This window comes from Clostridium tertium, from assembly GCF_017873245.1.
In the GTDB taxonomy this organism is placed as follows: Bacteria; Bacillota; Clostridia; order Clostridiales; family Clostridiaceae; genus Clostridium; species Clostridium tertium.
Genome location: NZ_JAGGJY010000002.1, coordinates 433,055 through 447,113 on the forward strand (window position 1 = coordinate 433,055; position 14,059 = coordinate 447,113).

Annotated in this window: 9 protein-coding genes; all 9 read right to left on the reverse strand. The window is 30.1% G+C overall.

Features of this window, described 5'->3' with window-relative positions; all coding sequences use genetic code 11:
• Window positions 1-8 precede the first annotated feature (8 nt).
• Window positions 9-884, reverse strand: coding sequence for a branched-chain amino acid ABC transporter permease (locus J2Z25_RS04955; RefSeq protein ID WP_209738832.1), 876 nt, complete (start codon window positions 882-884; stop codon window positions 9-11).
• Window positions 885-887: 3 nt separating this feature from the next.
• Window positions 888-1,907, reverse strand: a complete 1,020-nt coding sequence (locus J2Z25_RS04960; protein WP_209738834.1) for a 3-oxoacyl-ACP synthase — start codon at window positions 1,905-1,907, stop codon at window positions 888-890.
• Between the two features lie 291 nt (window positions 1,908-2,198).
• Complete coding sequence (phaZ, locus tag J2Z25_RS04965; RefSeq protein ID WP_209738836.1) at window positions 2,199-3,083, reverse strand: intracellular short-chain-length polyhydroxyalkanoate depolymerase; 885 nt, start codon at window positions 3,081-3,083, stop codon at window positions 2,199-2,201.
• Between the two features lie 423 nt (window positions 3,084-3,506).
• Window positions 3,507-4,547, reverse strand: coding sequence for a nucleoid-associated protein (locus J2Z25_RS04970; protein WP_209738838.1), 1,041 nt, complete (start codon window positions 4,545-4,547; stop codon window positions 3,507-3,509).
• Between the two features lie 88 nt (window positions 4,548-4,635).
• Window positions 4,636-5,295, reverse strand: a complete 660-nt coding sequence (locus J2Z25_RS04975; protein WP_209738841.1) for an HAD family hydrolase — start codon at window positions 5,293-5,295, stop codon at window positions 4,636-4,638.
• A gap of 185 nt (window positions 5,296-5,480) precedes the next feature.
• Window positions 5,481-10,718, reverse strand: a complete 5,238-nt coding sequence (pbp4b, locus tag J2Z25_RS04980; protein WP_209738843.1) for a penicillin binding protein PBP4B — start codon at window positions 10,716-10,718, stop codon at window positions 5,481-5,483.
• Window positions 10,719-10,786: 68 nt separating this feature from the next.
• Window positions 10,787-12,211: a PTS transporter subunit EIIC gene (locus J2Z25_RS04985; RefSeq protein WP_209738845.1), complete on the reverse strand. Its 1,425-nt coding sequence runs from the start codon at window positions 12,209-12,211 to the stop codon at window positions 10,787-10,789.
• 17 nt (window positions 12,212-12,228) lie between these two features.
• Window positions 12,229-13,131 carry an N-acetylmuramic acid 6-phosphate etherase gene (gene murQ / locus J2Z25_RS04990; protein WP_209738856.1) on the reverse strand — a complete coding sequence of 301 codons (903 nt, stop codon included), beginning with the start codon at window positions 13,129-13,131 and terminating at the stop codon, window positions 12,229-12,231.
• Between the two features lie 34 nt (window positions 13,132-13,165).
• Window positions 13,166-14,020 (reverse strand): MurR/RpiR family transcriptional regulator, encoded by an 855-nt coding sequence (locus J2Z25_RS04995; RefSeq protein WP_142690794.1) that lies wholly within the window; start codon window positions 14,018-14,020, stop codon window positions 13,166-13,168.
• Window positions 14,021-14,059: the final 39 nt, after the last annotated feature.

A 14,059-nucleotide genomic window follows, 5' to 3' on the forward strand; every position in this document is an offset into this window, starting at 1 on the left:
GCTCACCCCTATACCTTTTTTATTATTTTCTTTCCTATTATTCCATTCGGTCTTAGCACTATGAATAATAGGATTAAAGTAAATAGTATAGGCTCACCCCAAGTTGATGAAACATAATATATTAGTACATTTCTTCCGAGTCCAATTATATAAGCACCTAATACAGGTCCATAAAAAGTTTGGAATCCGCCTAATACACAAGCTATTAGAGCATTAGTTTGAACATTATCCATCATAGAAACGTTTACTGTAATTGCTGGTGCAAGCATTAAAGCTGCTAGGGTTCCTAGTGCTGCTGCTATTGCCCACGCCCCCATTGTTACTAACGAAGTTGGAACTCCCATAAGTTTTGCTGTTTGTTCATTAGATGCTGTAACTCTTACTGCTAATCCCCATTTTGTATTTTGTAAGAAGTAAAATAGCACTGCCATTATAAATAACCCAACTATTATATTTAATAATGCATTATAAGATATGGAAGCGCCAAATATATCAATTGCTCCACTTTCTATGAATTTAGGAAAATTTAATGGTATTGACCCAAATATCATTGGTGCTACCCCTAGAAAAAGCATTATTATTCCAAAAGTTATAATTTGTTTTGATACTGCAGATGTTTTTTTTGCTCTTCTTATGATAACTACATCTACTAATACTCCTGATGCAAAAGCAGCTATCATACCTACTATTGCAGATGCCCATGCTGGCAATCCAAAATGTATGAAAGCAAATGTTGCAATAAAAGCATTAAACATTCCTATAGATCCTTGAGCAAAATTAGTGGTTTTACTTGTTCTAAAAATTATTATTATACCTAGAGCTGCTAATGCATATACACTTCCAGTTTCTAAACTGCTAAATAATATTTGAAAAAATGTGTCCATCCTTTAACACTCTCCCCACTTTATTACGTTTGCCGACCATACATAACCTATTCCTGCAGCTATCATTAAAACTACTGATCCATCTTTCACCTTTCCTTCTTTTAGCGCAAGCTTTAAAGAAAGTATTTGATCTACTTGTCCAATATGTCCATAATCTGATAAATAAATTGATTGATCTTCTCTTAATCCAAGCTCTTTTAACATTACATCATGCATTGACTTCTTAAAATGAAGAATTGCACAATAGTCTATATCCTCTCGAGTAAATCCTGATTTTTCTAGTGCTTTGTCAATACACTCATACCAATTTGGCATTGAAATAGCATTTAGTCCATCCTTCATATGCTTTGCATCCATTAATCTTAATGACTTATATCCTTCTTGAACATTATCCTTAGTAAACGGTTTTGCTATTCCTCCAATTTCTACCCCTGCATCTCTTGAGAATTCCCCATCAGCCTTTATATGTGATCCTAACACAAGATTTTTCCCTACATTTTTCTTTAATATTATGGCACCTCCACCAGCTGATAAGTTGTACATCATAGACATATTAGAATCAGCATAATCAACAAAATCGCCATTTCTATATCCACCAACAATCATGATAGTTTTTATATCTTCATCTGAAACCATCATATCTTTAGCTATTTTTACTGCTGAAACAGTAGTACAGCATCTATTTTGAACATCTATTCCCCAAGCATTAGTAGCACCTATTTTTCCTTGTATATAAAGTGCTGATGTTGTAAGTGGATATTCTTTCCATTCCTCTCCCATACATAAAATTACATCTATTTCTTTCGGAGACATATTGGCATCATTTAGTGCATCTAAAGCTGCCCTTACCCCCATTTCCTGAGTTCCATCATTTTCTCCTGGTATGGTTTTCTCAACTATACCTAATTTTTTAATCACAGCTTCTTCACTCCATATACCATTTGTAGCTTCTGAAATTTCCTTTGCCGTCATCTTTGTTTCTGGTACGTACAATCCTAATCCAACTATCCCTACATTAACCATATTAATCCTCCATTTCAACAACGCCTTAGTATGTAAGTATTTACTTTCATTTCCATTGTAAACCTTTCCTGTAAATGATGTCAATACACCTTTGATTAATTCATAATGAAATATTTTTTCATTAAAATTTTTAATAAGTCGTTAATTAATTTCTATATTTTTAATATACTGCTAAATATTATGATACTAAATTAATATTAAAATGACGAAATGAAATTACTATATTCATGTATCAGTAATTTCATTTCGTATAAATTAATTAACTTATATAAATTTTTCTTTTATCATTTTTTATATGAAGTCATATATCTCTTCAATTAATGTGTTCATGCAATCTATCATAGGTGAATGTCCGGAGTTGAGTACAACTATTCTTGAATTTCCAATAAATTTATTTGTATCTTCTGCCATACTCATAGGAACTACATAATCATGATTTCCTTGTAATATTAAAACTGGAGCTTTCACTAATTTACATTTGTCACTTCCATTATTAACTCCATTACTTTCATTTGTAATATTAAAATATACTAATGCATAATCAACATCCACTAAATTTCTTTGAGTTAACATATCGTCTAAATACTCTTCGTACAACTCATCATTAGGCTTATTATGAGTATAAATAGCCATATTCCAAAGCTTTCTATAAAATTCTTTATTTTTAGCTGCTAAAGCATTTAATACCGGCTTAACTTGTATAGGATCTTCAGCAATTTCATTTTTAGTTTTTAATAGCTCATCAGTAGGTTGTCCATTACTATCCTTTTTAAATATTGGGTAGCCTTTAACCCCTACAGATTCTAATAAAATTACTTTTTCAATTTTTTCTGGAATATTAGCTGCTAATTCCAAAGCAACTCCTCCCCCAGTTGACCATCCAATAGCTGAACAAATATCTACTTTGAGAATATCTAATAGTTCCTCTATGTCTTTAGCAAAATCATTTAGTGAATTTATTGGAGAGTTATAGCTTGATTGTCCGAATCCTCTCATATCTACAGCTAATATTTTATACTTCTCCTTAATTTTTTCTGTAAGTATGTCCCAATGTCTAGAAGATGTCATATTTCCATGAATAAGTAATAACGTCTTTTCACCTTCTCCTGACTCCCTATATGCTATCGTCTCTCCATTTAGCAAAGTTACTTTTTTTAACTTAAGAAAATTGACCATATAAATCCCTCCTAAAATACTAAAGTAATCGCTTACATTTATATCGTATTATATTCTAGTTTAACTTACAAGTTATAACTCAAAAATAAAAAAATATAATACTTAATCATTATTAATTTAAATGTTTAATATAAGTTAACTAATAAGCATATAGAAAGCATCAAAATATGCCTTATTAAGGAATAACTACCAAAACATAACGTTACTAATTTATTTTAGAGTGATAAGTTTATACAAAACTCTTGGCATAATTGCAGTATTCTCGAAAAAGAAATTTATAAATGAAAAAAATGAAAGAATTGAGGTTGTTTTACTGTGAAAACTTAGACTATAGTTGCCAAGCACTTTCTATTTAAAATCCTTAAAGGATTTTAACCTTAATTTTTTTCATTCTTTCATTTTTTTATTATTATATTTAACAATTTATTTCTCTAAGTAATTAATAACATGTTTTATTATCATATTGATGCTTCCATCACCATTTCTTTGTATCTCAAATCTAGTATTATCATGATAAGCCTCTTCATTTATATATAAATCTATATCTTTATCAATTTTTAATCTTACTCTTTTTAATTTTTTTTCAACCCATTGCTTATCTATGGCAACTTCTTCTTCCAAACCGTGACTTTTTACGAATGTTGAAAAATCATTTATAACTTGTGGATTCTCTTTAAATAGTTCATTGGAAAGCTCATCTATATTTATAGTATCCTCTTCTTTTAGTTTTGCTTTAACAGTAGTCCTTATTCTCTCTGCTTTATCTGCATCTTCTACTATGTTACTTCTAGTCCAATTTTCAGCTGCTTTTAGGAATGTCTTAGTCATATCTCTTTCACTACTAATTATTGAACATCCTAAGAAGTTGCTTATAAAGTAATTTGCTCCATATTCTTCTTCATCTTTACTTTTTTTCTGCTTATCTATAACCATTAAATCATATCTTTGATTTTCTCTTATAGGTTTAATAAAAGCTGCTTTTTGTATCCTTTGACTACTACCCGGAAGCCCTGCTGATTGTGGAACTATATCTATTCCTATTTTATTTTCTTTAAACCCAACTTGGTGAGTAAAATTCTTAACATAATCCATCTTAAGTATCCCAATCATTGGACCTTGATCTGTAATTAATGAAACTACTATTAAATCACATGAAGGTATATTTACATTAGCCTTCATTATTATAAATAATTGTCTTGCAAGTTCCTGTGATAGTCCAATTAAATTATTATCTATCCCATTTAAATAATCTTGAACTACTTCTTTTACTATATTTCTTTCTGGATTAAATACGGCATACTTTAACTCCTCATCTTTAAAACACTTTTCTATATGCTTATGAAGAAACTTATATGTATCTTCATTTAGTTCAAGTTTATATTCATTTAAGACTGGTTCCTCGCCATTAGAATCAACAATATGTATAACAGCCTCTTGTATATTTATATCATTTATATATTCCATTAGTACACCACCTATAATATTTCAAATAATTTTGCTATATAAGTTGTAATAATTTTGCAGATTATTAATTTAATATTTTTCTTCAAAATTAAATTGAATCTTCAATTAGATTTATTACTTCTTCTAAATTATTTAGCTTTTTAAATGCTAATTTTTCGATATCTTCACTAGGATTTTTTAAATCAGGTATAATAACTGGAGTCATTCTTGCCCTACTTGCAGCTATAGTTCCAGCTTCTGAATCTTCTAGTACCATACATTGATTTGCAGGTATATCTAGTTTTTCTGCAACCCTTAAAAACACTTCTGGATTTGGTTTAGATTTTTTAACTTCATCTCCACATAATATATAGTCATAGTAATCATATATACCTGCATCCTTTAAAAGTTTGTATGCTATCTCCCTATTTGAAGATGTAGCAACTGCTTTTTTTATATTTTTATCAGTTAAATATTTTAATAGCTCTTCGATACCTTTCTTTTTTTCTACTTCACCATTCATTATTTTAGATAAATAAATATTATTTCTTTCCATTATATAATTATCAACATTTATTTTATTTTCAAACTCATTATGTAAAGTATTTCTAACACTTTCATGATTAGTTCCCAGTAATTTATATAATAAATTTAAATCAAAATCTATATTAAATTCCTTTGCAGCTTCTTTCCATGACTCATAAGAAAGTCTTTCTGTATCAAATATTAATCCATCCATATCAAATATTACTAGTTTTAAATTTTCCATTACACTTTTCCTCCAGTCATTTCTTCATTATATATTCTATAATAAAATCTATCAATTTTTAACCTTTTATTTAACTTATATTTTTTATTAACTTATATCTATCTATAAAAAAAGGATTTATACCCTTTAAGCTTAATCTCAAAAAGAATATAAATCCCATTTTTTATATTTAATTTATCTTTTACTTATACTTGTGTTTTCTTTTTTTTAAATACAAATATACCTACTGCTATAATTAATATTCCGATAACGCCTAATACTATAGGTGAATTCCCCCCTGTACTTGGTAAATTAGAATTACCTTTTCCAGATTCGCTACCGTTATTTACATTACCATTATTGCTACCCCCGTTATTTGTATTATTACTATTTGTAGTTGTATCTTCTTGATTTTTATCATCCTCTTCGTTACCATTTCCAGCCCCATTTCCATTGTTTCCTGGGTGTGACCCCTTTAACTTAAGGCCTTCTATTGCATCACTTAAAGATTTTACAGCCTCATTTACAATACCTTGTTCTGTAACTGCTATATTGTTATTCCCCATAACATCATGAGCAGCACTTAAAGCTTTATTTAGAGTATCTAAACTTTCGCTAGTATACTTACTTTCATCTATAGCTTCTGCTTTCTTTATTAATGATTCAAGATCACTCTTATCTGCAGCTTCTATTAAAGCCTTTACTGCATTGCTTAATCTTTCTAAAGTATTGTTAACTTCTTCTTGAGTAGCTTCTTGATTTTCTTTTACTAACTTAGCTGCTTCTATTGCTGATAACAACTCTGATTTACTATTTTCAGTATATAAATTCAAGTTAATTTTTTCAGCTTCAATAATAGTCTTACATAATTCACCCTTATCTGCTTTTAATTCTAAATTCATCATTGAATTATATAATGCTTCATAAAGCTTATATACATCTATTTCAGCTGGTTCTTCTGTAGCTAAAATATCTTTAGCTGCCTTTAAAGCATTTTTGAATTCTTCTTGTCCCTTACTTAAGAATCTATCTAGATTAATAGCTTCAGCCATATTTACTAAATCAGATAAATTATCCTTATCTCCTACTGGAATACCTATTTTCTTATATTCAACTAAAATATCATTATATGCCTTTGCTATATCTTTAATACTTGCATCTTTATTTGCATATACAGCTTTTGCTGAGTCCAATGCTTTATTAAATGAAATTTTAATTTCTTCTTCTATATCTTCTAATATTCCTTCTTCAACTTTAGTATTAGCAGCTTCTATTGCCTTATTTAGATTAGTTTTATCTAATTTTACTAAACCTTCTTTAGCTGTTAATAATTCTTCTGCTGCTAAAGTTAACTCTTCTCTATTAGCTTCACTACCTTTTTCAGCTATCTTAATAGCATTTTCATAAACTTCATTAAACTTGCTCCAAGAACTAGTTTGATAATGTATATGTTCCCCTATATCTTGTCCTTCATCAACTATTTTCTTTGATTCATTAATAAGAGTCTTTAATGCTTCTAACTCTGTACTGTAATCTGGTAATTCTATCGGATTAGCTCCAATAGCTACTAGTCTTTCATTAAATTTAATTATTTCTTTTCTATTCTTTTCAACATCTAATCTTCTAACTGCTTCTTCAGCATAATCTAAATTTAAATCTGTTGGTCTTTCTTCAGCTCTTGTAATAGCTGTATCAATCTTTGAATAAACAGATTTTAATACTGATTCTCCTAAATAGCTTGTAGGATTATATAATTTTAAGTTTTCAGACACCATTTGTGCAATATTAGCATCTACTGCATCATCATTATTATGAATTATAGATTCATAAACAAGAGTTGGTATTGTACCAAGTGTTGCTGTAGTAAATTTATTTCCTACAAAAGTATTTGCATTTATAGTATTATCTATGACTGGTGAGTTAATTTTGTTAGTTAATAAAACAACTACTAAATTACTTTCTGGATCTATAACAGTTAAAGTACCTGTCCATCCTTGGTGTCCAAAGGTATTACTAGATGACTGTGTACCAAAGTACCATACTCTACCGTTATCTCCCTCTCTCCACCAACCTAATCCCCATGTTGGACTAGATGCTTTTCTCTTTGTAAACTCTTCTATAATATCTTTAGAGAAAAATTTATTTTCTCCATATCCACCATCATTCAACATGACTTGTGCTAACTTAGCTAAATCTTCTGCATTTGCAAATAGACCTGCATGTCCCGAAACTCCATCCATTGAATAATAAGCCTTTTCATCATGAACTTCACCTTGAAGTGTATAATCACGAATATTTTCAAAGCTTATAGCACCATCTCTTGTATTTCCATTAAGTTCTGTTGCTGCTATATTTTCTTTTGAAAATCCCTTTTCTAATGGATTATAAACTATGTTATTTAATCCTAATGGCTTATAAAATGTATTTTCAACATACTCATCTAAAGCCATTCCTGTAACTTTTTCTACAATCAATCCAAGTAACATATAATCTACATCAGAATAAACTGTCTTTGTTCCAGGTTCATATTGTAATGGAGTCTTTAAAATCATTTCTTTAGTCGTTGCCTTATCTTGTGAATACAAAGGATTATCCACATTTTGATCTGGCTTTTGAGTTTCTTGATTGAACTTATTATTATGATATTGTGGATCTGCTGGGAATCCAGCTTGATGCTCTAATATATGCTGTATTGTTAAATTAGCTTTTCCCTTTATTGGATCATTTTCTCCATCTATAAACTCTGGGAAAAATTTAGTTATCTTATCTGATATATTAATTGTTCCATCACTTACTAACTTTTGAATAGCATAATTAGTTGAATACATCTTTGTATTTGATGCTATATCATATAGTGTTTCTGTTGTAACCTTTGGTGAATCAGTTTTCGGTGTTCCATCTTGATTATAAGCATTTACTGTTCCATAAGCGCTGTTTTTTACCATGACACCGTCTTTAATAACTGCTAATTGAGCACTTGTAAATCCATTTTTAACGTCATTATTTATTAAAGTGTCAATTAAATCTAAGGTATTTTTATTCATACCAACAGATTCTGCACTTCCATCTATAACTTCAGGGTATGGTATTTTCACTGATATTCCTGACTCAACTTCAGTATTTTTAGGATCTATATTGGTAACTTGGATAGTATTTCTTCCATTTTTAGCAACCATTGAATAATCTACTTCGAATGTTGAGCCTGAATTACTACAAATTTCTGTAGTATCCATTTCAACTCCATTTATAAAGATTCTTGCTGATGTAACTCCTGGATTAGCTTTAATATATAGCTTTCCTTGATTTTCATATCCATTGAATGTATATAAGTTATTTACTATTAAAGTATCATCAACATATCCTAAGCAATCTGGGAAAGCAATATCTGCTTGCCATTCCGCACTTGGATCTCCACTTAACTTTGTGAAAGTAATTTTAGATAAATCTACTGAAGCTTCTTCACCTACTGAAATATTATTAATTCTTCTATTAAATTCATCTATAATGTCTTTATCTTGAACTAAAGTCTCAAGTTCCTTTACTGATTCCTTAGCATAGTCAACTGTAGATTTTACTTTGCGCTCTTCTGCTCTTGTAACCATTGTTTCAACAATAGAACAAGCTGATTTTAAAACTGCTTCTCCTTGGTAATTAGAAGGATTATAAAGTTTTAACTTTTCAGTTACCATAGTTGCAAGATTAGCATCTACTGCACTATCATTACCATGCTCAATAGAATCGTAAACAAGTGTTGGTATTGTACCAAGTGTTGCTGTAGTAAATTTATTTCCTACAAAAGTATTTGCATTTATAGTATTATCTATGACTGGTGAGTTAATTTTGTTAGTTAATAAAACAACTACTAAATTACTTTCTGGATCTATAACAGTTAAAGTACCTGTCCATCCTTGGTGTCCAAAGGTATTACTAGATGACTGTGTACCAAAGTACCATACTCTACCGTTATCTCCCTCTCTCCACCAACCTAATCCCCATGTTGGACTAGAAGCTTTTCTCTTTGTAAATTCCTCTACAGTATTTTTAGAGAAGAATTTATTATCTCCATATCCACCATCATTTAACATAACTTGTGCCAATTTAGCTAAGTCTGCTGCATTAGCAAATAAGCCTGCATGTCCAGAAACTCCATCCATTGAATAATAAGCCTTTTCATCATGAACTTCACCTTGAAGTGTATAATCACGAATATTTTCAAAGCTTATAGCACCATCTCTTGTATTTCCATTAAGTTCTGTTGCTGCTATATTTTCTTTTGAAAATCCCTTTTCTAATGGATTATAAACTATGTTATTTAATCCTAATGGCTTATAAAATGTATTTTCAACATACTCATCTAAAGCCATTCCTGTAACTTTTTCTACAATCAATCCAAGTAACATATAATCTACATCAGAATAAACTGTCTTTGTTCCAGGTTCATATTGTAATGGAGTCTTTAAAATCATTTCTTTAGTCGTTGCCTTATCTTGTGAATATAAAGGATTATCCACATTTTGATCTGGCTTTTGAGTTTCTTGATTGAACTTATTATTATGATATTGCGGATCTGCTGGGAATCCAGCTTGATGCTCTAATATATGCTGTATTGTTAAATTAGCTTTTCCCTTTATTGGATCATTTTCTCCATCTATAAACTCTGGGAAAAATTTAGTTATTTTATCTGATAAATTTATTGTTTCATCACTTACTAACTTTTGAATAGCATAGTTAGTTGAATACATTTTTGTATTTGATGCTATATCATATAGTGTTTCTGTTGTAACCTTTGGTGAATCAGTTTTTGGTGTTCCATCTTGATTATAAGCATTTACTGTTCCATAAGCGCTGTTTTTTACCATGACGCCGTCTTTAATAACTGCTAATTGAGCACTTGTAAATCCATTTTTAACGTCATTATTTATTAAAGTGTCAATTAAATCTAAAGTATTTTGATTCATTCCAACTACCTCAGCACTACCTTCTAGTACTACTGGATATGGTATTTTTATATTTATTTTACCAGTTTCAGGAACAAAATTTGTAACTTGTATTGTATTTCTATCATTTACTGTTAAGGATGATATATCTACTTCATATGTTGTTCCATTGTTACTACAAGCTGTACTAACATCTACCTCTTTGCCATTAACGAATACTCTAACACTCTCTAAACCATCAGTACATGTTATATATAATTTTCCTTGACCTTTATACCCTTTAAAAGTGTACATGTTGTTAACTATTAAAGTATCATCTACATAATTCAAGCAGTCAGGAAAAGTTATATTAGCTTGTAATCCTGATTCATTAATAGATCCGTTTGATATAGTAACATTTCCATAACCAATCTTACTTGCACTTGTTTTTATTGTAGGCGCAACTACCATAGATGACATAAATATTAATGCCATAGCAATACTACATAACCTCTTTTTAGATATCAAATTTACCACCTTACCTCTTTCATATAAAATTATTTTATCCTCTTAATTTTATTAAAGCTTATTATAAATTAAGCATTTTTAACATCTGATTCTTTAATTACAAAGTAAGTTATAATAAATCCTGCAATATAAGAAATAACTAAACCTATGAAAAAGTTAAGCATACTTTCTGGTTTCATTATAGGAATAGCTACTAGTCCAGATGGTCCCCAAGAGTTTGATAATACATGTGTTAACATTACATAAGCTCCCCCAAAACCAGCTCCTATACCTGCCGTAATAAATGGTTTAAACATAGGAAGAGTAACTCCATATATTAATGGCTCTCCAACTCCTAAGAATCCTGCTGGAAGTGCACCAGTTATTACTTTTTGTAATCTCATATTTTTAACTTTTCTTGCCATGAAATAAATAGCTATTGCCGCACCAACTTGTCCCGCTCCAGCCATTGCAAGTACTGGGAATAATGAAACTCCACCCATAGCCTCTAATTGAATTGCATAAATTGGAATTAATCCATGATGTAAACCAAGTAATACCATTGGTAAGAATAATGCTGCTAATACGAATCCACTAATAACACTTACAACTGGGTTTGAAGAATTAATGATCACGCTTAATGCAGAAACTAACCCATCAGATAAATACCCAGCTACTGGCATAATAATAAACACGAAAATTATTGCTGTTATAAGTAATGTTAGTAATGGAGTTAGTATTAAATCTAATACATCTGGTACTATATTACGAATTGATTTTTCTATTTTAGCAAGTATATATACCCCAATAATAACGCCTATGATACCGCCTTTTCCTGTTGTTAAAATAGAATTTAAAGGTACTGCTTCATCATATAAACCTAGCATAGTTGATAAAGCAACAATATTACCACTTATAGATATCGCTCCAATCATACCACCAAGAGCTTCTGTTGCACCAAATTGCTTGGCTGCGTTAATACCTGTATAAATCGCAAAGTATGATAAGAATCCTCCGCCAATTAATGAAAACATTAATTGTGTAGCTTGCCAGAATCCTTCTGTTGGAAGTGTCCCTTGTCCTTGTAATGTAGAAACTAAACTTCCTAACCCATTAAAGATACCAGCTGCAATAATTGCAGGTATTAAAGGAATAAAAATATTTGCAATTACATTGATTACCTTTTTAAATTTATTTTGCTTTTGATTATCTTTAATTGCTTGTTTATTATCTTGCCAATCTTCTGTTACAACTCCATCTCTTGGAAGTCCTAGCTCACTTATACAAATATCTGTAACCTTTTTTGCTTTACCAGGTCCTAAAACTACCTGTAAATAATTATTAGCTTCAACAACTCCTAATACACCTTCTGTATTTTTTAACTCTTTCATTTTAACTAATTCTATATCTTTTATTGTTAGTCTAAGCCTAGTCATACAATTTGCAGCCTTTATAACATTACCTTTTCCACCAACTAAATCAACAATTACCTTTGCTAATTCTAAATTTGTCATATAATTCCCTCTTTTCCTTAATTAATATTTTCTAGAGCAAATCTCACATGCCCTTCAGCCCTTTTTAATCTTTCTTCAGCTTCATCATACTTACAATTAAGAAGTATCATTACAACAGCAGTCTTGACCTTACCATTCGCTTCCTTTAAAGCTCTCCTTGCTGTATCTCTATCACAATCTGTTGCTTCAATGACTATGTTTTCTGCTCTTACTACTAACTTTTCATTAGTTTGCATTACATCTACCATAAGATTTTGATAAGCTTTTCCTACAGCTACCATACTCCCAGTAGATATCATATTTAAGACCATCTTTTGTGCAGTTCCAGCTTTTAACCTAGTTGATCCTGTAAGTACTTCAGGTCCAACTACAACTTCAATAGCTACATCTGAATACTTTGCCATTTCAGAGTCTTTATTGCAAACAACTATAGCTGTTTTACAGCCTATTTCTCTTGCATACTTTAGTCCATGGATTACATAAGGTGTTCTTCCACTAGCTGCTAGCCCAATTACTACATCTTTGTTAGTTAAATTGATGTTTTTTAAGTCATCAACTCCTAAAGTTTTACTATCTTCAGCACCTTCTACAGCTTTTATAAAAGCAGATTCACCTCCTGCTATTAATCCAACGACTAAATCGCTTGGTACTCCAAAGGTAGGGGGACACTCAACTGCATCTAATAAACCTAATCTTCCGCTTGTACCTGCACCCATATAAATTATTCTTCCACCTCCCTTCAAAGCTTTTGCACACATATCTATAACCTCTGAAATTTTAGGTAAAGTATCTCTAATTGACTTTATAACGTTTTCGTCCTCTTTATTCATTGTTATTGCGATTTCTATTGAAGTCATTCTATCTAAATTCATAGTATTTTTATTTCTAGTTTCTGTTGTTAGCTTAGTTAAATCTACCATAATAGTCCTCCTGATTTTATCTTAAAGTTAACGTTTACCTTAAGTTTAAATTAGGTTTTTGTATATGAGTTTTATTAAATTGCTTCATATTTGAATCATAATTTTTATTTACAAAAGCAATATATAATATGTCTATTATATTTAATTGGGCTATTCTAGATGAAATTGCCCCTTCTCTAAATACATGTTCTGTTGCAGCTACCAATAACTTATAATCTGCTATTTTAGCAATAGGAGATTCTTCTGATCGTGTAATTGCAATAATAGGAGCACCTATTTTCTTTACTATATTAGCACACTTAATCATTTCTTCTGTAAATCCAGAATAACTTATAATAATGGCTACATCATTTTTCTCCATATTTATAGATTGTAATAGTTGTGCATGAAAATCATCATTTATACAGCAACTTTTATTTATTCTTAAAAACTTCAAATAAGCATCCTTTGCAACTAATAAAGAAGCTCCAACTCCAAATAAGCAAATATTCCTTGATTTCTCTAAAATCTCTACACAATCTTCTAATTCCTTAATGTCAATTAACTTTTCTGTTTTCTCTAAAGATGAAACACTCTTCAGAGTAACTTTTTTTATAATTTTCTCTAAACTATCTTCTTTATGAATACTTTTTAATCTTTCTTCATCGGCTGATTTTCTAATTGCCAATTCATATAGTAATGAATGAAGTAAATCTTTATATCCTTTAAAGCCTATTTTTTTACAAAGCCTTATAATAGTAGATGGGGACGAAAAGGTTTTCTCAGATAATTGATATATATTACTTTCTACTACAGACTCCGGATTCCTCAGTAGATACTCTATTATTCCCTTTTCAGTTTCACTAGACTTATCGATGTAATCTTGTAATTTCACAACTACACTTTTCATAAAACAACCTCCATCTATACATTAATTCTACAATTTTTA